The organism is Streptomyces sp. NPDC014006, from assembly GCF_043088925.1.
Taxonomy (GTDB): Bacteria; Actinomycetota; Actinomycetes; order Streptomycetales; family Streptomycetaceae; genus Streptomyces.
Genome location: NZ_JBICAJ010000004.1, coordinates 160280 through 178372, shown reverse-complemented (window position 1 = coordinate 178372; position 18093 = coordinate 160280). Strand labels below are relative to the sequence as shown.

The following is an 18093-nucleotide window of genomic DNA, read 5'->3' as shown; positions in this document are numbered from 1 at the left end:
CTGGCGCCGCTCCCGGGTGCCCCTCCGAGTCGCTTTCATGCTCTGACGTCTGGTGAACAGGGGGTCGGTGGGGTCAGTGGGGGCCCGCGTGTGTCACAGGGTGATGGCCGCCACACGGCCGGCGGCTCCCGCACCGGCTCGTAGATCTCTGTGAGCAAACCCACTCGCCCCTCAAATGCCGTAGACGTCATGCTCGTTGAGGACTTCCGGACGGTCGCCCGGCGGGCGGTGGCCAGCACTCGGCACCCCCTTCTGCCACGATGGTCCGCGCCGTGATCCGGCATCCGAACGACCGTGCAGCGCAGCCGGCGTTCCCTGTGACCGCCGACGCGCCCCTCCGGGGCCCCGACTCGTCTTCGAGTGCCGCACTGTGTCTTCCTCGCCTCACCCCGCCCCGCCCAGTCCTGCCCACATCGCCGCCGCGCCGCGCTCCCGCGCCTCCCGCTCGCCCTGGCGCGCCCTGCGCCACCGCAGCATGCGCTGGTGGTCGCTGGCGAACTTCGTCTCCAACGCCGGTACCTGGATGCAGCTCACCGTGCAGAACCTGCTGGTCCTCCAGATCACCGGGTCCGCCGCCGCGACCGGCCTTTCGATGTCGGTGCAGGCCGCGCCCGCGCTGTTCATGAGCCTGGTGGGCGGCGCGGCCGTCGACCGCTGGCCACGGAAGCTGACCGCGGCCGTCAGCCAGGCACTGCTCGGGGCCGTGGCCTTCGTCACGGCGCTGCTGGTGGCGCTGGACCGGCTGGACATGACCTCGCTGATGATCCTCGCGGCCGTCACGGGCCTGGTCGCCACGGTCGACGGACCGGCGTGCGCCCTGCTCGGCAACGATCTCGTGCCCGTGGAGGACCTCCCCTCCGCCATCGGCGTGGGCGCCCTCGTGCACAACGCCGGCCGGCTCACCGGCGCGGCCCTGGCGGGCGTCACCGTCGGCTTCCTCGGGACGGCCGCCGCGTACGCCGGGAACGGGCTGTCGTTCCTGTTCGTCGCCGCCGTGATCCCCTTCCTGCGACCCGCACCCGGGGCGCCCGGCCGCAGCGAGGGTGCGGCGCGCCTGGCCACGGCGCCGCGGCGCGACCGGGGGCAGGACATGACCGTGCGGCAGGGGCTCGCGTTCTTCGCCCGCCGGCCCAGGCTGCTGGCGCTGGCCGGCATCACCGGCATCAGCGCGGTCTTCGGCCGCAACTACCAGCTGACGCTCGCCGTCCTCGTCACCGGACCCCTCGCGGGCGGCGCGGCTTCCTTTGGCACCGTCTCCACCGTGCTCGCCGTCGGTGGCATGCTCGGCGCGGTCCTCGGCGCACGACTGCACCGGCCGTCGGTGCGGCTGGTGGGCATGCTGGCCGCCGCGGGCGGGCTGCTGCAGGCGATCGCCGGGCTGTCGCCGTCACTGGCGGTGCTGCTGGTGATGGTGCTGCCGATGGCCGTGGTGGAGTCCGTCTCCGACACCGCGGGCACGGCCGTGCTCCAGACGGACCCCCCGGCCCATCTGCGCGGCCGGGTGCTGGGCGTGTGGGGCAGCATCGGCACGGTGTGGGGCCTCGGCGGGCCGCCGGCGCTCGGTCTGCTGATGGAGTGGGCGGGCGCGCGCGGCGCCCTGGTCACGGGCGGTCTCCTCATCGCCGGCACGATCGGCGCGGGCCTGCTGCTGCGCGACCGCCGCGCCACGACGCCGGTGACCCTGCGGCCCCAGGAGGGCGACCTGACCGGGCGCGAGTCGCTGAGCACGGCGGCGTGAGGCTTTCTCCGGGGAGAGGGTTGCCGGGGCGGGGGCGTTCTGCGGGGCGGGGACGTTCCACCAGGGCGAGGCGTTCCGGCGGGCGGGGGCCTTCTACCGAGGCGGGGGCATCCTGCGGGGTGAGGGCCTCGGCTGGATGAGCGAGGCCCGTGCGGCCGCCGGAAATCAACCGGCGGCGCCGCCCGCTCAGGCGATGAGTGCCTGTCCCGGCCGGAGCAGGTCCAGCAGGGGGGCGTGGTGCAGCTCGGCCACGGGGGCGAGCAGATCCGGGTGCCGCAGCAGTGCCGCCGCGCGGCGGTCGCCGTCGTCGGGGGTGACCAGGCGGCGGAACTCCACCGGCAGGCCGGTCGCGTGATCGCCCTCCATGAGCGCGGCCACGGCCAGCGCGGCCAGTTCCGCGTCCACGAGCAGGCAGGCCGCCCAGCTGGCCACGACCTCGTCGACCCAGCTGCGCCAGGCGTCCTCGTCGCCGTCCGCCGCGGCGGCACCGTCCGCGCCGGTGATCCAGTCGAGCCGGCCCGAGCCACCGGGCCCCGCCATCCCGACGAGGGCGGCGTCCATCACGGTCGGGTAGCGCAGCCAGGCGGCGACCGTCACGGCCTGCCGGGCCTGGACCTCGCACAGGGCGGACGAGAGCGCGCCGCCGCAGGCCGGGTAGGCGCTGGTCAGCCAGTGGGAGGTCGCCGCGATGAGCGGGGAGAGGTCTGCGTGCACTGCGAGGCCGTCCGAAGCCGCTGGAGGAAGGGGGATGCACAGAACGGTAGCCCCTGCCCCCGCCACCCCGGTCCCCGCCGACGGCGTGGTTTCGACCACATCCACCGCAAAGGGACGCGAAAAGGCCCGCACCCTTCTCCGGATACGGGCCCCTCCTCGTCCGCGGGCTTCAGCTTCCGCTCAGCCGCGCACGCAGCAGCTCCTTGCCCAGCTCGGCGCCCTTGCGGCTGTCCGCCTGGGCCTTGCGGAACAGGTCGGCGACCTCGGTGTCCTTCTCGCGCTCGGCGTCCTGGACGTAGTTCTCCAGCCGGAGCGCGTTGCTCAGGCATGCCTCGACGTACCAGATCAGGTTGTAGTCCTTGTCCTGCGTGCCGGTGACGCCGCCGGTCTCCGTGTTGCTGGTCATGCGGGCATCCTCCGTCCGATTCAGCGGTTGCCGTCTGTGTGACGGGCGGGTACCCGTGCGGGGTGCTGCCACACGCCTTTGCCTGTCGGTGCCTGCGGGTGCCTGCGGGTGCCTGCGGCGCCGGGTCGTGTTTCGGGCGCGGGTTTCGTTGTGGCTGGTCGCGCCGTTCCCCGCGCCCCTTTTGTGCCTGCGGCATCCCCTTTCGGTGCGTCGCGGCGTGCCTGGCGCCTGCGGTTCGTTGTGGGTCGGGGCCCCCTTCCCGCCGTACGCGGGTGCTGGCCGTCGTGGGTTCAGCTTCGCGCCGCCTCGGTGGGGCAGACACGTGGCCCACGGCGTTCACCGCAACGCCGGGCGCCCAGCGCGCCGTGGCCCCAGTCGACGCCAGGTGCCCCAGCTCGCCGTCGGCGGTGGGCAACGTCGGCGTGGGAGTCGGTGGGGGCATAAGCTCGGCGGATGGCGAAGTACTTCGACGTGCACCCCGACAACCCCCAGCCGCGCACCATCGCGCAGGTCGCCGCGAGTATCCGCGACGACGCACTCGTCGCGTATCCGACGGACTCCTGCTATGCGCTGGGCTGCCGGCTCGGCAGCCGCGACGGCATGGAGCGGATCCGCTCCATCCGGCAGCTGGACGACCGGCACCATTTCACCCTGGTGTGCCAGGACTTCGCGCAGCTCGGCCAGTTCGTGCGGGTGGACAACGACGTGTTCCGGGCGATCAAGGCCTCGACGCCCGGCAGTTACACCTTCATCCTCCCGGCGACCAGGGAGGTGCCGCGCATGCTGCAGCACCCCAAGAAGAAGACCGTCGGCGTGCGTATCCCCGACCACACGGTCACCCAGGCGCTGGTCGCCGAGCTGGGGGAGCCGCTGGTGTCCAGCACGCTGCTGCTGCCCGGCGAGGAGGAACCGATGACTCAGGGGTGGGAGATCAAGGACCGCCTCGACCATGTGCTGGACGCGGTGCTCGACTCCGGTGACTGCGGCACCGAGCCGACGACCGTCGTCGACTTCTCGGGCGGCGAGGCCGAGATCGTACGGCGCGGAGCCGGGGACGTGAGCCGCTTCGAGTGAGCGACGCCGGCCTGGCGGGGAACTCCGTGGCGTGTGCAACGATATTGGTCTCAGGAGCCAGGACCCGCCGACCGTGATGAGGTACGCACCATGACCTCCGTTCAGGGAACAGACGTCGAGATACCGACCCCCGACGGCACCGCCGACGCCTACCTGACCCGCCCCGCCGACGGCCGGCCCCGTCCGGCCGTCCTGCTCTACCAGGACGCCTTCGGGCTGCGCCCGCACCTGCGGTCCATGGCCGACCGGATCGCGGGCGCCGGGTACACCGTGCTGGTGCCCAACGTCTTTTACCGGCACGGGCGGGCGCCGGTCGTGGAGCTGCCCGAGTTCATCGACCCGGCGGCACGTCCGGGGATGTGGCAGAAGCTGCGCCCGGTGATGCAGTCGCTGACGCCCGAGCGCGCGATGCGGGACGCCGGCGCCTATCTGGAATGGCTGGACGGCTCCCCGTACGTGGCGGACGGGCCGGTGGCGGTCACCGGTTACTGCATGGGAGCGCGGCTGGCGCTGCGCACGGCCGGCGCCCATCCGGACCGGGTCGCCGCGGCGGCCGGCTTCCACGGCGGTCAGCTTGCGACGGACGCCCCGGACAGCCCCCACCTGGTGGCGGACCGGGTGAAGGCGGAGCTGTACTTCGGCCACGCCGACCAGGACCCGTCCATGGACCCCGAGCAGATGCGGCGGCTGGAGGACGCGCTCACCGCGGCGGGCGTCCGGCACCGTTGCGAGGTCTACCCGGGCGCGCCGCACGGGTACACCCAGGCCGACACGTCCGCGTATCAGGAAGAGGGCGCGGAGCGGCACTGGGTCGCGCTCCTGGACCTTCTGGAGCGCACCTTCGGCGAGGGCTGACCTCGGCGCGACGCCCGTGACCGTGGGGCACGGGCGTCTTTCTTCTGTGTCAATTATTGACATGAGCGCGTCTCAGCGGAAATCTGAGAGCGCTCTCAAAGTGGTCCGGACCAAGTCCGGACACCCCCCCACACAGTACGGAGGTGCAGCGTGCTCGCACGCCTGAAGCACCGGGTCCTCGCCGCGACGGCGACAGCAGCCCTGATCGGTGGTGTCGTCGCCGTACAGGCGCCGTCGACGGCGCAGGCCTCGGTGCCGGACACGATCCCGCTGAAACTGACGAACAACTCCGGCCGCACGGAGCCCGTCTACGTCTATACGCTCGGTACTTCGCTGACGACCGGTCAGCAGGGGTGGTCCGACGCCGACGGCGCCTTCCATCCCTGGCCGGGCGGCGGCACACCGCCCGTGCCCGCGCCGGACGCGTCGATCCCGGGGCCGTCCGCCGGGCAGTCGAAGACGATCCGCATCCCGAAGCTCTCCGGCCGGATCTATTTCTCCTACGGCCGCAAGCTGGACTTCCGGCTGGCGACCGGCGGGCTGGTGCAGCCGGCCGTGCAGAATCCGAGCGATCCCAACCGGGACATCCTCTTCAACTGGTCCGAGTACACGCTCAATGACGGCGGTCTGTGGCTCAACAGCACACAGGTGGACATGTTCTCCGCGCCGTACGCCGTCGGGGTGCAGCGTTCCGACGGCAGCACGGCGAGCACCGGGCACCTGAAGGCGGGCGGCTACCGCGCGGTGTTCGACGCACTGCGGGCCCAGGCGGGTGGCTGGGGCAAGCTGATCCAGACCCGGTCCGACGGTACGGCGCTGCGGGTGCTGTCCCCGGGGCACGGACTGGAGAGCGGGGCGCTGCCGGCGTCCGTCATGGACGACTACATCAACCGGGTGTGGCAGAAGTACGCCGGTTCCACGTTGACCGTGACCCCGTTCGCCGACCAGCCCGGCAAGAAGTTCTACGGCCGGATCTCCGGCGGCGTCATGAACTTCACCGACGGCACGGGCGCGGTCGTCACGTCGTTCAGCAAGCCGGACGCGGACAGCGTCTTCGGCTGCCACAAGCTGCTCGACGCCCCCAACGACGCCGTGCGCGGCCCGATCTCGCGCACCCTGTGCGCGGGCTTCAACCGCACCACGCTGCTGACCAACCCCAGCCAGCCGGACACCTCCGCGGCCGGTTTCTACCAGGACGCCGTGACCAACCACTACGCCCGGGTCATCCACGACCGCATGGCCGACGGCACGGCGTACGCCTTCGCCTTCGACGACGTGGGGCACCACGAGTCCCTCGTGCACGACGGCGCCCCGCAGCAGGCATATCTGACGCTGGATCCGCTGGACTGACCTCGCCCGGAACCGTTCATGTCGTCGCAATGACCGGGTCGTAGGATCGTCGCGAGACCGTGGACGGCACGGAGGGGCCCGGACGACGGAGGTGCCCGTGCCACCCGTCGCACGCCCCCTGCGCAAGCTCGGCTTCCTGACCATCGGCCTGTTCGACGAGGCCGATCCGGGCCGCGGTCACGCGTCGACCCTGGAACTGATCGAGCTCGGTGAACGGCTCGGCTTCGACAGCGCCTGGGTGCGGCACCGGCATCTGCAGTACGGCATCTCCTCGCCGGTCGCCGTGCCGGCGGCGGCCTCGCAGCGCACCCGGCGCATCGAGCTGGGCACCGCGGTGATCCCGCTGGGCTGGGAGAACCCGCTGCGGCTGGCGGAGGATCTGGCGACGGTGGACGTCCTGTCCGGCGGCCGCCTCGACCCGGGCGTCAGCGTGGGGCCGCCGACGCACTACGACCAGGTCAAGGACGCCCTGTACCCGGACAGTGCCGAGGCCGAGGACTTCGGGTACGGGCGGCTGGAACGGCTCCTGGACGCGGTGCGGGGCAGCCGGTCACCGACTTCAGCGGGAGGGAGGGGTTCGAGTTCTTCTCCGACCGGGTCCAGCCGCACTCCCCCGGCCTCGGAGGCCGCCTCTGGTACGGCGGCGGCAGCCTGCGCTCGGCCCGGTGGGCCGGTGAGCACGGGATGAACCTGCTGACCAGCAGCGTCGTCAAGGCCGAGGAGAAGGACGGTCCGTGGGACTTCGCGCGGATCCAGCGGGATCTGATCCGCGCCTGTTGGGGCTCCCACCCGGACGGCGCGGCTGCCCGCGTCTCCCAGGGGCTGGTCGTCGTCCCGACGGACTCCGCCACGCCCGGGCAGCGCGCCCGGTACGAGGCGTAGCGCGGCCGCGTGGCTGCCGCGCACGGCGTCCCCGCAGGGTCCCGGGCGGCTGCTGTTCGCCCCGGACCTGGTCGGCACGTCGGAGGAGATCGCCGCACGCCTGCACGCCGACCCCGCGTTCCGTGAGGTGGACGACGTGGCGTTCGCGCTGCCGTTCACCTTCGGGCACGAGGACTACGTGCAGATCCTCACCGACACGGCGACCAGGCTGGGACCGGCACTGGGGTGGCGGCCCGCCGGCTGAGCTACCAGCGGCCGGGCGCGCTCCCGGTGATCGCCTCCGAGGGCCGGCCGTCCACCCCGGTGGGCACGTCCCCGGCGAGCATCACCCGGTGCATGATCCGCGGGAAGCCGAGGTGGGCGTTGTCGCCGGGCGCCAGGTGGATGGTGGCCCGGTTGTCCCAGAAGGCGACTGTGCCGGGCTCCCAGCGCAGGCGCACGGTGTACTCGGGGCGGACCGCCTGTTCCAGGAGCATGTCGAGGACGGCCCGGCTCTCGTGGCGGGAGAGCCCGGTGATCTGCTCGAGGTAGTAGCCGTTGACGAAGAGGATCCGCTCCCCCGTTTCCGGATGGACCCGCACCAGCGGATGGACGGTGGCGGTCTGGTGGTCGAGCAGGTGGCGGACGTAGGCGTCGTCGCCGGGCCGCGGCCGGTAGCCGACGCCGAGCCGGTGCTCGGCCCGCAGCCCCTCCACGAACTCCCGTACGGGCGCGGACAGTCCGGCGTAGGCGGCGGCCAGGTTGGACCATGTGGTGTCGCCGCCGTACGGAGGGACGGTCTCGGCGCGCAGGATCGTCGCGGCCGGCGGGTCGACGCGGGCACCGTGGTCGCAGTGCCAGCCGCGCAGCAGGGTGTGGCGGCGGCGCTGCAACCACTCCTCGTGCTCCATGCCGAACCGGCCGCCCAGTTCCAGCCGGTCGGCGGTGGTCTCGACCTCGGGTACGTCGGCCGGGGAGGCGCTGCCGCGCCTGGGCAGCACCACCGGCTCGCCGAACCGGCGAGCGAACGCGACGTGGGCGGCGTGGTCGAGGTCCTGCCCGCGGAAGAACACCACCTTCCAGCGCAGCACGGCGGCGCGGATGGCCGCGACCACTGCCTCGTCCAGTTCCCCGGCCAGATCGACGCCGCTGATCTCGGCCCCGATGTACCCGGCGACCGGCCGCACCTCCACACCGTCCACCCGCGTCGTCCCGTCCGTCCCAGCGCTGTCGGTCGTCATACGCACTCCGGTGGTCGTGGGCGTTCACCTACCGCAAAGATCGTGACAGGGAACGCCCACCGGGGCGAGAACGCCTCACACCGTGAACTCCCGGATGACCACGTTCCGGAACACCGCGCTGCCGCCGCTCGTGAACAGGGCCAGGCCCGTGTCGAGAAGGTACGGGAAGACCTCCGAGGAGTGCACATAGCGGCCGTCGTCGACGAACATCTCGACGCTGGTGCGGTCCACCAGGATCCGCAGCCGCACCGAGCGCGCCGCCGGGTCGAAGGGGCTGTGGCTCTCCTGCCAGCGGGCGGACGCGTCGGGGTTCACGGTGGGACGGCGGTTGAGGAAGGCGTAGTCGCCGTAGATCCCGGCGTCGATGTGCCGGCCGCCGTCGGGTGAGCGGCGCAGTTGCAGGCCGGCGCCGGTGAGCTGGTCCCAGGTGATCTCGCAGCTGACCTCGTAGGCGGTGCCCCGGTAGTCCAGGACGCGGGTGCCGTCGACCGTCACATCGCCGAGCCGCACGGTCCGGGAGACGTACCCGTCCAGCGCGGCCACCGGGCGGGAGGCCAGGTGGTAACCGTCCGACGCGCGCACCAGGCGGATCTCGCGGACGATCGAGTCGGTGCCGTTGAAGCCGTCGCAGTCGATGGTGGGGGTGGTGTTCGCGTAGTCCCAGTTGTTCAGCCAGCCCAGCGCGTAACGCGCCCGCTCGTCGAGGGTGCCGCTGGCGTCCCGCTTGTCGAAGGTGACCGCCGCGTACCAGTCCCAGCCGTGGTCGAGCCACTGCGGTTCGGGCGTGTCGGGGGTGAAGTGCGTGCCGTCGAAGGAGCCCGTCCAGTAGGCGTAGGTGTTCGGCAGACCCGCGCCCTTGCCGTTGGCGCTCGCGCCCAGGACCCACTTCGGCGTGCCGTCGTCGGCGGTGATACGGAACAGGTCGGGGCACTCCAGGACGCCGATGCCGTCGTGCGTGAAGGATCCGGCGGAGGTCCAGGTGCGCAGGTTCGGCGAGTGGTAGAAGCCGAGCTTGTTCCCCTCGGCGAGGGCCATCACCCAGCGGCCGCGCTCGTCGTCGCGGATCACCTTCGGGTCGCGGAAGTCGCGCACGCCCGGGTTGGGCAGGACGGGAGCGGTGCCGTAGGGGGCGAAGGTGCGGCCGCCGTCGATGGAGTAGTACAGGAACTGGGCCTGTGAGGTGGGGCCGTCGTCGGGCGACATGGTCACCAGGACGACGACCGCGCCCTTGCCGAAGCCCGCCGTGCCGTCGGTGTCCACGACCGCCGATCCCGACCAGACGTCGCCGTTGGGGGTGGTGTCCTTGGGCACGGCGATGCCGCGGTCGGTGAAGGAGACCAGGTCGGAGCTGGTGGCCAGGCGCCAGGCGGTGCCGACGGCGCCGGTCGTGTAGTCCGCGTTGTACAGGTAGTAGTACCGGTACTCGCCGTCGATCCAGACCGGACGCTGGGGGTCGTTCTTCCACTGGTCGGGGACGGTGAGGTGATAGCGGGCACGGTAGCTGGCGCAGCCCGCGGAAGCCTTCGGCTGTGCTGCTGCCGGTACGGCCGGCAGCAGCGCCGCCGTCGCGCCCACGGCCGAGCCGGCGAACAACGCTCTCCGGGACATTCCACGCATCACACATCGTTCCTCTCGTCGGAAATGGCGACTCATGTGGACCAGGACTGTAGACCTAACTCGTTAAAGGTCAAGGCGTGCAACAGTCTTGACAGGGGCGTAACGCAGTTCTCATCATCTGGGGCATCAGTGCTCGACTAACACGAGTTAGGCCCCTCGATGACCGACCCGCACCTCCCGCGCCGCACACTGCTGCGGTACGGCGCCTACGGCACGGCCGCCGCTGCCGTCGCCGGTACCGCCGCGAGCTGGGACCGGCTCACCGGAGCCGACATCCCCGGCCGCGACGACGGCTCCCTCGTCGTCGCGACCCTCGGCTCCGCGTTCTCCCCGGACGGCGTGCGCACCCTGCTGGACGGCTTCCGCAGGCTGCATCCCGACATCAAGGTCCGTATCAACGCCGTACAGGCCGTGGACTGGTCGGACTTCTTCGCCAAGATTCTCACCCAGATCGCCGCGGGCACCGCGCCCGACCTGGTCTACGTGGCGACCGAGGGCGTGCAGCTGTTCGCGCAGCGGCTCGGTGTGTCGCTGGACCGCTGGGTGAAGCGCGACGCGGCCGAGCTGCGCGAGTACTTCGCCGACGTCCACCCCTCGCTGGTCGAGTCGATGATGTACGAGGGGAGCCTGTACCAGCTGCCGATCGAGTTCAACGCGGCCGACATGTACCTCAGCACGCAGGTGCTGCGGCGGGCCGGTGCCGACTTCCCGGACGCGGAGTGGACCCGGGACGACTTCACCGCGCTGCTGCGCCGGATGAAGCAGGCGAGCGACTCCCACTTCACGCCGTACTTCTGGACCAACCGGCTGTGGGGCGGCGTGGTGCCCTGGCTGTTCGCGAACGACACCAACCTGCTGGCCGAGTCCAAGGCACCGGGCGGCAACTGGCTGTGGAACGCCTTCTACCCGGCCGAGCAGCGGCACGGCCGCGGCGGCGGCTTCCGCTGGAGGACCCCGCAGGCCACCTCCGACCGGGTCGAGGAGACGTACGACTACCTCGCCTCCCTGGTGCGGGACGGGCTGTGCAGCCGCCCCGAGGGCGGCAACGGGCAGAACCTGATCGGTGTGTTCTCCACCGGCCGGGTCGGCGTCACACCCGCGGGCGGCTTCTGGGCCGGCGGCCTGCATCTGGCGGGGGTGCGGCCGGACGGCTTCGACACGCAGTACTTCCCGCGCTGGCGCACCCACCGTATGCAGTACGGCGCGGCCGGCTACGCCATGCTGCGCACCTCGAAGCGGCAGGACGAGGCATGGGAGTTCATCAAGTACTCCGCCCGCCGCGACACCCTGTCCCAGCTGTTCAGCACCAACCAGACGACCCCGGCCCGCCGCTCGATGCTGACGGCCGACCGCTACCGGGAGACCGGCCCGGCGCACTGGCGGGTCTTCTACGACACCCTCGACCGGTTCCCCGACACGGGACCGATCCCGGCACCGCCGCAGGTCGCCGAGGTGGAGCAGGTGCTGCTCAAGCACACCGGCACCGCACTGTCCGCCCCACGCGCCGTGCGTCCTGCGCTGCGCCGGATGCAGGGCGACCTGGAGAAGGCCATGGAGCGTGAGATATGACGAACACCCAGGTCCCTCCGGCGCGCACCACGCGCCCGAAAGCGCCGGCGGCCGCCCCGGCCCGGCCGGGCCCGCGCGAGCGCGGCACACGACTGCTGGCCACGCTGTTCCTCGCGCCCACGATCGTCGGCATCGTCGTCTTCACGGTCGTGCCGATCGTCGGCTCGGTGGTGCTGAGCCTGTTCCACTGGAACGTCATCGACTCCCCCGCCTTCGCCGGGGTGGCCAACTATCGCGAGGTGTTCGGCGACTCCACCGTGCTGGTCTCCTTCCGCAACACGCTGGTGTTCATGGTGCTGGCCGTCGTGCTGCAACTGCTGATCGCACTGGTGCTGGCGATCGTGGTGAACGGGCGGATGCCGGTGTGGCTGCGCTCGGTGTTCCGCTCGGCGTTCTTCTTTCCGCTGGTGCTGTCGGCGGCGTCGATCTCGGTGGTGATGAAGTACCTGTTCAACCAGGACTTCGGTGTCGTGAACTGGGCGCTCGGGCTGATCGGGATCGCCCCGGTGCCGTGGCTGACGTCGGAGCACGCGGCGATGGCGGCGGTGATCCTGGTCTATGTCTGGCAGCAGTTCGGGTTCTCGTTCCTGCTGTTCGTGGGCGGTCTGAACAACATCCCGAAGGAGGTCCACGAGGCGGCCTCCCTCGACGGGGCGACGGGCCTGCGCAAGCACCTGTCCATCACCCTGCCGTTGCTGTCTCCGACGCTGCTGGTGGCGTCCGTGGTGGGCATCATCAACGCCCTCCAGGTCTTCGAGCAGCCGTATGTGCTGACGAACGGCGGGCCCGGCGACTCCACCCGCACGGTGGTGATGGTCATCTACGAGACCGCGTTCGAGCAGCTGCGCTTCGGCGAGGCGTCCGCGGTCGGCGTGCTGCTGTTCGTGCTGATCATGGCCGTCACCGCCCTCCAGTTCCGGCTCAGCCGGCGTTTCGTCCACTACCAGTGAGCCCGGTGAGCGACATGAGCCAAGCGACCCCGACCCTGAGCCGTACCCGGAACTCCCTCGCGCCGTGGGCGCGCATCGCCGGTCTCACGGTGTGCGCGCTGCTGACCCTCGGTCCGGTGATCTGGACCCTGTCCACCTCGCTGCGCACTCCCGCCGAGTCCTTCGACCTGCCGCCGCGGATCATCCCGGCGCACCCCACGACGGAGGCGTACCGCGGGGTGTTCGACCAGATCGACGTGTGGCTGCTGGCGCTGAACTCCACGCTGGTGACCGCGCTGATCGCGGCCGGCCAGATGATCACCGCGGGCCTGGCGGGCTACGCCTTCGCCCGTCTCGAGTTCCGCTTCAAAAAGCCCCTGTTCGGCCTCGTCCTGGCGACGATGATGGTGCCGTTGCAGGTGACGATCGTGCCGGTCTTCCTGGTCCTGAAGACGATGGGGCTGACCGACACCCTGCTCGGGCTGATCGTCCCCGCCTTCCCCACCGCGTTCGGCACCTTCCTGATGCGCCAGTACTTCCTCGGCATGCCGAAGGACCTCGGCGAGGCGGCGATGCTGGACGGCGCGGGCCCGTGGCGGATCTTCCGGTCCGTGTACGCGCCGCTGGCCGCGCCCGGCCTCGCCATCGTCGGCGTCCTCGCCTTCAACTACCACTGGAACGAGTTCTTCCGGCCGCTGATCCTGGAGACCTCCAACCAGAACTACACGCTGCCGCTGGGCCTGGTCTCCCTCCAGGGCAACCTCGGCACCGGTTCGATCTCCGTCGTCCTCGCCGGAGTCGTGCTGTCCATGATCCCGGCCGTCGCCGTCTTCCTCGTCGGCCAGCGCCCTCTCCGTGAGGGCATCACCTCCGCAGGAGTCAACCGTTGAGCCTCGCCCACGCCCCGCGCTTCCGGGTCCGTCCGCCCGCCCACTGGGTCAACGACCCCAACGGGCCCTTCCGTTGGCGCGGCCGGTACCACCTCTTCTACCAGCACAACCCCGAGGCTCCGGTGCACGGCAACATCCACTGGGGGCATGCCTCCAGCCCTGACCTGGCCCGCTGGACCCACCACCCGATCGCACTGACGCCCGCCCCCGGCGGCCCCGACGAGGCGGGCTGCTGGTCGGGGTGCGTGGTCGACGACGACGGCGTGCCGACCGCCGTGTACACCGGGATCGACCATCACCACAGCGGCCTCGGTGCCGTCTGCCTGGCCCGCGCCGCCGACCCGGACGACGCCATGCTCACCGAGTGGAAGGCGCTGCCGGAGCCCGTGCTGTCCGGCCCGCCCGAGGGACTGGACGTGGTGATGTTCCGCGACCCGTTCGTCTTCCGCCACGCCGGCCACCGCTGGGCGCTGGTCGGCGCGGGTCACGCCGACGGTACGCCGTCGGTCCTGCTGTACGACTGCGACGACCTGGCGGCATGGCGGTTCGCCGGGGTGCTGCTGGACGGCAACGACCCGGTCGCGGCGGACGCGTTCGGTGACAAGGCGGTGGGCTGGGAGTGCCCGCAGCTCGCCCTCACACCGGGCGGTGCGTGGGTGCTGGTGCTGTCGCTGTGGGACGGCGACCCGTGCAGCACCGGCTACCTGACGGGGCTTTTGGCGGACGACGCCGAAGGCGGCCTGCGTTTCGAGGCCGGCGCGGGCGGCCGCCTCGACCACGGCCGCGACTTCTACGCGCCCGCCGCGCTCCAGGAACCGGACCGCGCCCTGCTGTGGGGCTGGTCCTGGGAGGCGCGGGACCCGGCCGAGGTGGAGCGTGCGGGCTGGGCCGGCGTGCTCACCGCCCCCCGGGTCCTCGACGTGACCGCGGACGGCTCCCTGCGCCTCTCCCCCGCCCCGGAACTGGCCCTCCTGCGCGCACCCGAGCCGTTCGTGACGGCGCCGGTCCGGACAGCGCTGCCCGACGCGTACGACCTTGAGGTCACCGCGAGCGCGCCGGTCATCCTGTCGCTGCTGCGGTCGGAGTCCGGTGACGCGCTGACCGTCCGGCTGGACCCCGACGCGGGCACGGTCACCGTGGACCGCTCCGCCTGGCCCCGGGTGGGCCGGGAGGGCTCGGCCCCGCTCGTGCTGCGGACCCCGGCGCGCAGCGTACGGCTTCTGGTCGACGGCTCCCTGCTGGAGCTGTTCGCCGACGACCGGTCCATGGTCACCGAGCGTGTCTACCGGAGCCCGTCCGACGTCGCCGAGCTGACCGTCACCGGTGAGGGGGCCGCCGTCACCGGGTGGGCGCTGGTCCCACCGACGCACGGCTGACCACCGGGCACGCGATCCGCCGTACCGTCGCGGCCGGGGTACGGCCCGTGTCGATCGCGTCGAGCAGCAGCGCGGCGGCGGCCTCGCCCATCTCCCGGTGCGGCAGCGCCACGCTGGTCAGGGCGGGGGTGAGGAAGGCGGCCATGTGCTCCTGGTCGTCGTAACCGACGACGGACAGGTCACCGGGGACGTCGATCCCGAGCCGGGTCGCGGCGTGCAGGATGCCCGCCGCGACCCGGTCGTTGTAGGCGAAGATCCCGGTGGGGCGGCGGTCGGCCGGCACACCCTCGAGCAGCCGCACCGCACCCTCGTAGCCGCCGGCGATCTCCCCGCCGGTGCGCACCACCCACTCCTTGGGAACCGTGATGCCCTCGGCGCGCAGCGTGTCGCGGAAGCCGCGCAGCCGCTCCACGGAGGCGATGTCGTCGAGGCCGCCGATGTGCGCGAGGCGCCGGTGGCCCTGGTCGAGCAGCAGCCGGGCCGCCGTGCGGCCGCCGGCGCGTTCGGCGGGGATGACGGCGGGCAGGGAGTCGTCCTCGGGCAGGCAGTTGGCCAGCACGGAGTGGGTGCGGTGCAGGCCCTCGGGGACCCGGACGCGGCGCAGGGACATCGCCGCGTAGATGATGCCGTCCACGCGCCGGTCGAGCAGCTCGGCGACGGCCGCGTCCTCTTTGGCCGGGTCGCCGCCGGAGTCGACGGTGAGCACCAGGTGCTCCCTGCCCCACGCGGTCTCCATGGCGCCGCGCAGCAGCCGCCCGGCGAACGGCGAGGACGCGATCTCGTCGGTGACCAGCCCGATCACGGCCGTACGACGGCGGCGCAGGCCGCGCGCGACCGGGTCGGGGCGGTAGCCGAGCTGGGCGGCGGCCTGCCGGATGCGTTCCTGGGTGGCGGGCGAGAGATTGCCCTCGGCCCGGCCGTTGAAGACGAAGGAGACCGCGGTGTGCGACACCCCGGCGAGCCGTGCCACGTCACGTGACGTGGCACGGATGCCCGTGGTGCGCTGTTCCTCGGTGCCGCCCATGCCGTCCGCTGCCCTCATCCCCACCCGGTCCGGTTGATCACTGCTCACCCTATCCGTGACGCTGGTAGGACGACACAGCCGAGGGAAGGTCCGACCCGTGAGCGACATCCCGACGTACACCCTCAACGACGGCCTGGTGATCCCCGCCCTGGGGCTCGGCACCTGGCCGATGGACGACGCCCTCGCCGAGCAGGCCGTGCGCGGCGCCCTCGGCCTGGGCTACCGCCTGGTGGACACCGCAGCGAACTACGGCAACGAGACCGGCGTCGGCCGGGGCATCGCGGGCAGCGGCGTACCCCGCGAGGACGTGGTGGTGACCACCAAGCTGCCGGGCCGCCACCACGGCTACGAGGAGACCCTCGCGTCCTTCGAGGAGTCCCGCCGGCGCCTCGGCCTCGACCACGTGGATCTCTACCTGATCCACTGGCCGCTCCCCCGTCTCGACAAGTACGTCGACTCCTGGAGGGCGATGATCAAGCTGCGGGAGGAGGGCCTGGTCCGCTCGATCGGAGTCTCCAACTTCACCGCGGAGCACATCACGCGCTTGGAGAAGGAGACCGGGGTCCTGCCGAGCGTGAACCAGATCGAGCTGCACCCGCTGTTCCCGCAGCCGGAGCTGCGCGCCTTCCACGCGGACAAGGGCATCGTGACGGAGAGCTGGAGCCCGCTGGGCCGGGGCAGCCATCTGCTGGACGACCCGAGGATCGCCGGCATCGCCCGCACGTACGGGGTGTCGCCCGGGCAGGTCGTGCTGCGCTGGCATGTCCAGCTGGGCGCGCTGCCGATCCCCAAGTCCGCCGACCACGAGCGCCGGCGGGACAACCTGGACGTCTTCGGCTTCACGCTGGACGCCGAGGAGATGGAAGCCGTCGGACATCACCACAGCCCGCACCGGCTGGGCGGCGACCCGGAGACCCACGAGGAGTTCTGAGCCACGGCGCGGGTACCCGTCGCTCGCGTCGGAAGGCTCGCGTCCGGAGGCCGGCGTCGGAAGGAGGAGCCGGTGGAGCGCTTGCGGGAGTACCAGACCAAACGGGACTTCGACCGCACGGCGGAGCCACAGGGTCACGCGACGGCCGCGAGCGACGAGCCGCGTTTCGTGGTCCAGATCCACGACGCGCGCCGGATGCACTTCGACTTCCGGTTGCAGGTCGGCGACGTGCTGAAGTCCTGGTCGGTGCCGAAGGGGCCGTCCGGCGACCCGCACGACAAGCGGCTGGCGGTGCCGACCGAGGACCACCCGCTGGAGTACGAGGAGTTCGAGGGCGTGATCCCCAAGGGCGAGTACGGCGGCGGGACGGTGATCGTCTGGGATGCCGGGACCTACGAGCCGCTGAGCCACGACCGCCGGGGCCGTCCCGTCGACTTCGCCGAGTCGCTGGAGCGCGGGCACGCCACGTTCCGGCTGAAGGGGAGCAAGCTGCGCGGCGACTACGCGCTCACCCGGTTCCGGGACGGCGACTGGCTGCTGGTCAAGGCCGGGCACGGCGCACACGGGCACGGCACGCCCGACCCGCGCCGTGCCCGCTCGGTGCGCACCGGCCGGACGCTGGCCCAGGTCGCGGCCGACGCCGGAGGGTGAGCCGTCACTCCAGGTGCTTGCGCAGCGCGGCCAGCGCCCGGTCCGCGTGCGTGTTCATGCGCAGTTCGCTGCGGACGACCTCCAGGACCGTGCGGTCCTCGGCGATGACGAAGGTGACCCGTTTGGTCGGCGCGAGGGAGAACCCGCGCTTCACACCGAACCGCTCACGCACGGCGCCGTCGACGTCGGAGAGCAGCGGCACTCCCAGCGCATGACGCGCGGCGAACTCCTGCTGGCGGTCCACGGCGTCACCGCTGATCCCGACCGCCCGGGCCCCGACGGCGGCGAACTCGGCGGCCAGGTCACGGAAGTGGCAGGCCTCGGCCGTGCAGCCGGGAGTGAGAGCGGCCGGGTAGAAGAAGAGCACGACCGGCCCGTCGGCAAGCAGCTCGGTGAGCCGCCGGGTACGGCCGGTCTCATCGGGCAGCGCGAAGTCCTCGACCCGTTCCCCCACGGTGGGCGCATCGCTCACGGCCGCACCCCCGCGGCGCGGGCGACGCCACGCGCCCACAGCACCAGCGGCACCTGGAGGGGCAGCCGCGCGACGGCCGCGGTCCGCTGCGGGGCGGGACGGTCACGCCAGTCGACGGCCATCTTCACATTGGCCGGGAACACCCCCACGAAGAAAGCGGCAGCCGCCAGCGCGGCGGTCCGCCGGGTGCGCGGAACGGCCAGGCCCGCCGCGAGGGCCAGTTCGGCGGCGCCACTGCCGTACGTCCAGGCGCGCGGCCGCCCGGGCAGAGCCCGCGGGATGGTCGCGTCGAACGAACGGGGCGCGGCGAAGTGGGCGACACCGGCCGTGGCCAGCAGACCGGCGAGCAGCAGGGGCGAGCGTTGGGACACGGTTCCTCCTGAGGGTGGCCAGGC

The 18093-nt window shown here is 72.1% G+C and carries 17 protein-coding genes and 1 pseudogene; 11 read left to right on the top strand and 7 right to left on the bottom strand.

The features are described from left to right. The first annotated feature begins 475 nt into the window (after positions 1–475). Positions 476–1738: an MFS transporter gene (locus tag ACF1GV_RS16035; protein ID WP_391681602.1), complete on the top strand. Its 1263-nt coding sequence runs from the start codon at positions 476–478 to the stop codon at positions 1736–1738. Positions 1739–1924: 186 nt separating this feature from the next. Here ACF1GV_RS16035 and ACF1GV_RS16030 read toward each other — a convergent pair whose 3' ends face one another. Then, on the bottom strand, positions 1925–2452 hold the full coding sequence (locus ACF1GV_RS16030; RefSeq protein WP_391680676.1) for a hypothetical protein: 528 nt from the start codon (positions 2450–2452) through the stop codon (positions 1925–1927). Between the two features lie 169 nt (positions 2453–2621). Then, positions 2622–2858 (bottom strand): hypothetical protein, encoded by a 237-nt coding sequence (locus ACF1GV_RS16025; RefSeq protein WP_391680673.1) that lies wholly within the window; start codon positions 2856–2858, stop codon positions 2622–2624. Positions 2859–3311: 453 nt separating this feature from the next. Between ACF1GV_RS16025 and ACF1GV_RS16020 the strand changes: the two genes are divergently transcribed. The 4 genes and pseudogenes from ACF1GV_RS16020 to ACF1GV_RS16005 all read left to right on the top strand — a co-directional run bounded on the left by ACF1GV_RS16020 (position 3312) and on the right by ACF1GV_RS16005 (position 7263). Beyond that, on the top strand, positions 3312–3932 hold the full coding sequence (locus tag ACF1GV_RS16020) for an L-threonylcarbamoyladenylate synthase (RefSeq protein ID WP_363266795.1): 621 nt from the start codon (positions 3312–3314) through the stop codon (positions 3930–3932). 90 nt (positions 3933–4022) lie between these two features. Continuing rightward, positions 4023–4787 carry a dienelactone hydrolase family protein gene (locus ACF1GV_RS16015; protein WP_391680670.1) on the top strand — a complete coding sequence of 255 codons (765 nt, stop codon included), beginning with the start codon at positions 4023–4025 and terminating at the stop codon, positions 4785–4787. Positions 4788–4937: 150 nt separating this feature from the next. Continuing rightward, positions 4938–6137 carry a glycoside hydrolase family 64 protein gene (locus tag ACF1GV_RS16010; protein WP_391680667.1) on the top strand — a complete coding sequence of 400 codons (1200 nt, stop codon included), beginning with the start codon at positions 4938–4940 and terminating at the stop codon, positions 6135–6137. A 97-nt stretch (positions 6138–6234) separates the two neighbouring features. Further along, positions 6235–7263 (top strand): annotated as a pseudogene (locus ACF1GV_RS16005) (LLM class flavin-dependent oxidoreductase). A gap of 1 nt (position 7264) precedes the next feature. On the opposite strand, the gene ACF1GV_RS16000 reads toward ACF1GV_RS16005, so the two are convergent. Together ACF1GV_RS16000 and ACF1GV_RS15995 are read right to left on the bottom strand one after the other, a co-directional pair. Then, a complete protein-coding gene (locus tag ACF1GV_RS16000; protein WP_391680664.1) occupies positions 7265–8239 on the bottom strand; it encodes a TauD/TfdA dioxygenase family protein in 975 nt (324 codons plus the stop codon). Between the two features lie 75 nt (positions 8240–8314). Beyond that, positions 8315–9856 carry a glycoside hydrolase family 32 protein gene (locus tag ACF1GV_RS15995; protein ID WP_391680662.1) on the bottom strand — a complete coding sequence of 514 codons (1542 nt, stop codon included), beginning with the start codon at positions 9854–9856 and terminating at the stop codon, positions 8315–8317. Between the two features lie 159 nt (positions 9857–10015). Here ACF1GV_RS15995 and ACF1GV_RS15990 point away from each other — a divergent pair, with 159 nt between their 5' ends. Genes ACF1GV_RS15990 through ACF1GV_RS15975 form a run of 4 tightly spaced genes read left to right on the top strand, consistent with a single transcriptional unit; the run spans position 10016 to position 14620 of the window. After that, entirely contained in the window at positions 10016–11425 is a 1410-nt protein-coding gene (locus ACF1GV_RS15990; RefSeq protein ID WP_391680660.1) for an extracellular solute-binding protein, read from the top strand. Beyond that, positions 11422–12375: a carbohydrate ABC transporter permease gene (locus tag ACF1GV_RS15985; protein ID WP_391680658.1), complete on the top strand. Its 954-nt coding sequence runs from the start codon at positions 11422–11424 to the stop codon at positions 12373–12375. Before ACF1GV_RS15990 ends, ACF1GV_RS15985 begins: the two co-directional genes overlap by 4 nt. A 14-nt stretch (positions 12376–12389) precedes the next feature. After that, the gene (locus ACF1GV_RS15980) at positions 12390–13244 is read left to right on the top strand and encodes a carbohydrate ABC transporter permease (RefSeq protein ID WP_391680655.1); all 855 of its coding nucleotides are present in this window, start codon (positions 12390–12392) and stop codon (positions 13242–13244) included. Continuing rightward, a complete protein-coding gene (locus tag ACF1GV_RS15975; protein ID WP_391680652.1) occupies positions 13241–14620 on the top strand; it encodes a glycoside hydrolase family 32 protein in 1380 nt (459 codons plus the stop codon). The genes ACF1GV_RS15980 and ACF1GV_RS15975 overlap by 4 nt, the downstream gene beginning before the upstream one ends. On the opposite strand, the gene ACF1GV_RS15970 is transcribed toward ACF1GV_RS15975, so the two are convergent. Then, positions 14583–15644, bottom strand: a complete 1062-nt coding sequence (locus tag ACF1GV_RS15970; RefSeq protein ID WP_391681599.1) for a LacI family DNA-binding transcriptional regulator — start codon at positions 15642–15644, stop codon at positions 14583–14585. The two genes, ACF1GV_RS15975 and ACF1GV_RS15970, sit on opposite strands and share 38 nt — an antisense overlap. A gap of 97 nt (positions 15645–15741) precedes the next feature. Here ACF1GV_RS15970 and ACF1GV_RS15965 point away from each other — a divergent pair, with 97 nt between their 5' ends. Together ACF1GV_RS15965 and ACF1GV_RS15960 are read left to right on the top strand one after the other, a co-directional pair. Further along, positions 15742–16575, top strand: a complete 834-nt coding sequence (locus ACF1GV_RS15965; protein ID WP_391680649.1) for an aldo/keto reductase — start codon at positions 15742–15744, stop codon at positions 16573–16575. Positions 16576–16647: 72 nt separating this feature from the next. Further along, positions 16648–17226, top strand: a complete 579-nt coding sequence (locus ACF1GV_RS15960) for a DNA polymerase ligase N-terminal domain-containing protein (protein WP_391680647.1) — start codon at positions 16648–16650, stop codon at positions 17224–17226. A 4-nt stretch (positions 17227–17230) separates the two neighbouring features. On the opposite strand, the gene ACF1GV_RS15955 is transcribed toward ACF1GV_RS15960, so the two are convergent. Both ACF1GV_RS15955 and ACF1GV_RS15950 read right to left on the bottom strand, forming a co-directional pair. Then, a complete protein-coding gene (locus tag ACF1GV_RS15955) occupies positions 17231–17698 on the bottom strand; it encodes a peroxiredoxin (RefSeq protein ID WP_391680644.1) in 468 nt (155 codons plus the stop codon). Beyond that, positions 17695–18069 carry a MauE/DoxX family redox-associated membrane protein gene (locus tag ACF1GV_RS15950; protein ID WP_391680641.1) on the bottom strand — a complete coding sequence of 125 codons (375 nt, stop codon included), beginning with the start codon at positions 18067–18069 and terminating at the stop codon, positions 17695–17697. Before ACF1GV_RS15950 ends, ACF1GV_RS15955 begins: the two co-directional genes overlap by 4 nt. Positions 18070–18093: the final 24 nt, after the last annotated feature.

What these genes read in the sequence shown, in the direction of transcription:
- ACF1GV_RS15980 (WP_391680655.1), top strand. Translation starts at nt 12,390, where the DNA reads ATGAGCCAAGCGACCCCGACCCTGAGCCGTACCCGGAACTCCCTCGCG.
- ACF1GV_RS16035 (WP_391681602.1), top strand. Translation starts at nt 476, where the DNA reads ATGCGCTGGTGGTCGCTGGCGAACTTCGTCTCCAACGCCGGTACCTGG.
- ACF1GV_RS15970 (WP_391681599.1), bottom strand. Translation starts at nt 15,644, where the DNA reads ATGGGCGGCACCGAGGAACAGCGCACCACGGGCATCCGTGCCACGTCA.
- ACF1GV_RS16020 (WP_363266795.1), top strand. Translation starts at nt 3,312, where the DNA reads ATGGCGAAGTACTTCGACGTGCACCCCGACAACCCCCAGCCGCGCACC.
- ACF1GV_RS16025 (WP_391680673.1), bottom strand. Translation starts at nt 2,858, where the DNA reads ATGACCAGCAACACGGAGACCGGCGGCGTCACCGGCACGCAGGACAAG.
- ACF1GV_RS15985 (WP_391680658.1), top strand. Translation starts at nt 11,422, where the DNA reads ATGACGAACACCCAGGTCCCTCCGGCGCGCACCACGCGCCCGAAAGCG.
- ACF1GV_RS16000 (WP_391680664.1), bottom strand. Translation starts at nt 8,239, where the DNA reads ATGACGACCGACAGCGCTGGGACGGACGGGACGACGCGGGTGGACGGT.
- ACF1GV_RS16015 (WP_391680670.1), top strand. Translation starts at nt 4,023, where the DNA reads ATGACCTCCGTTCAGGGAACAGACGTCGAGATACCGACCCCCGACGGC.
- ACF1GV_RS15990 (WP_391680660.1), top strand. Translation starts at nt 10,016, where the DNA reads ATGACCGACCCGCACCTCCCGCGCCGCACACTGCTGCGGTACGGCGCC.
- ACF1GV_RS15995 (WP_391680662.1), bottom strand. Translation starts at nt 9,856, where the DNA reads ATGCGTGGAATGTCCCGGAGAGCGTTGTTCGCCGGCTCGGCCGTGGGC.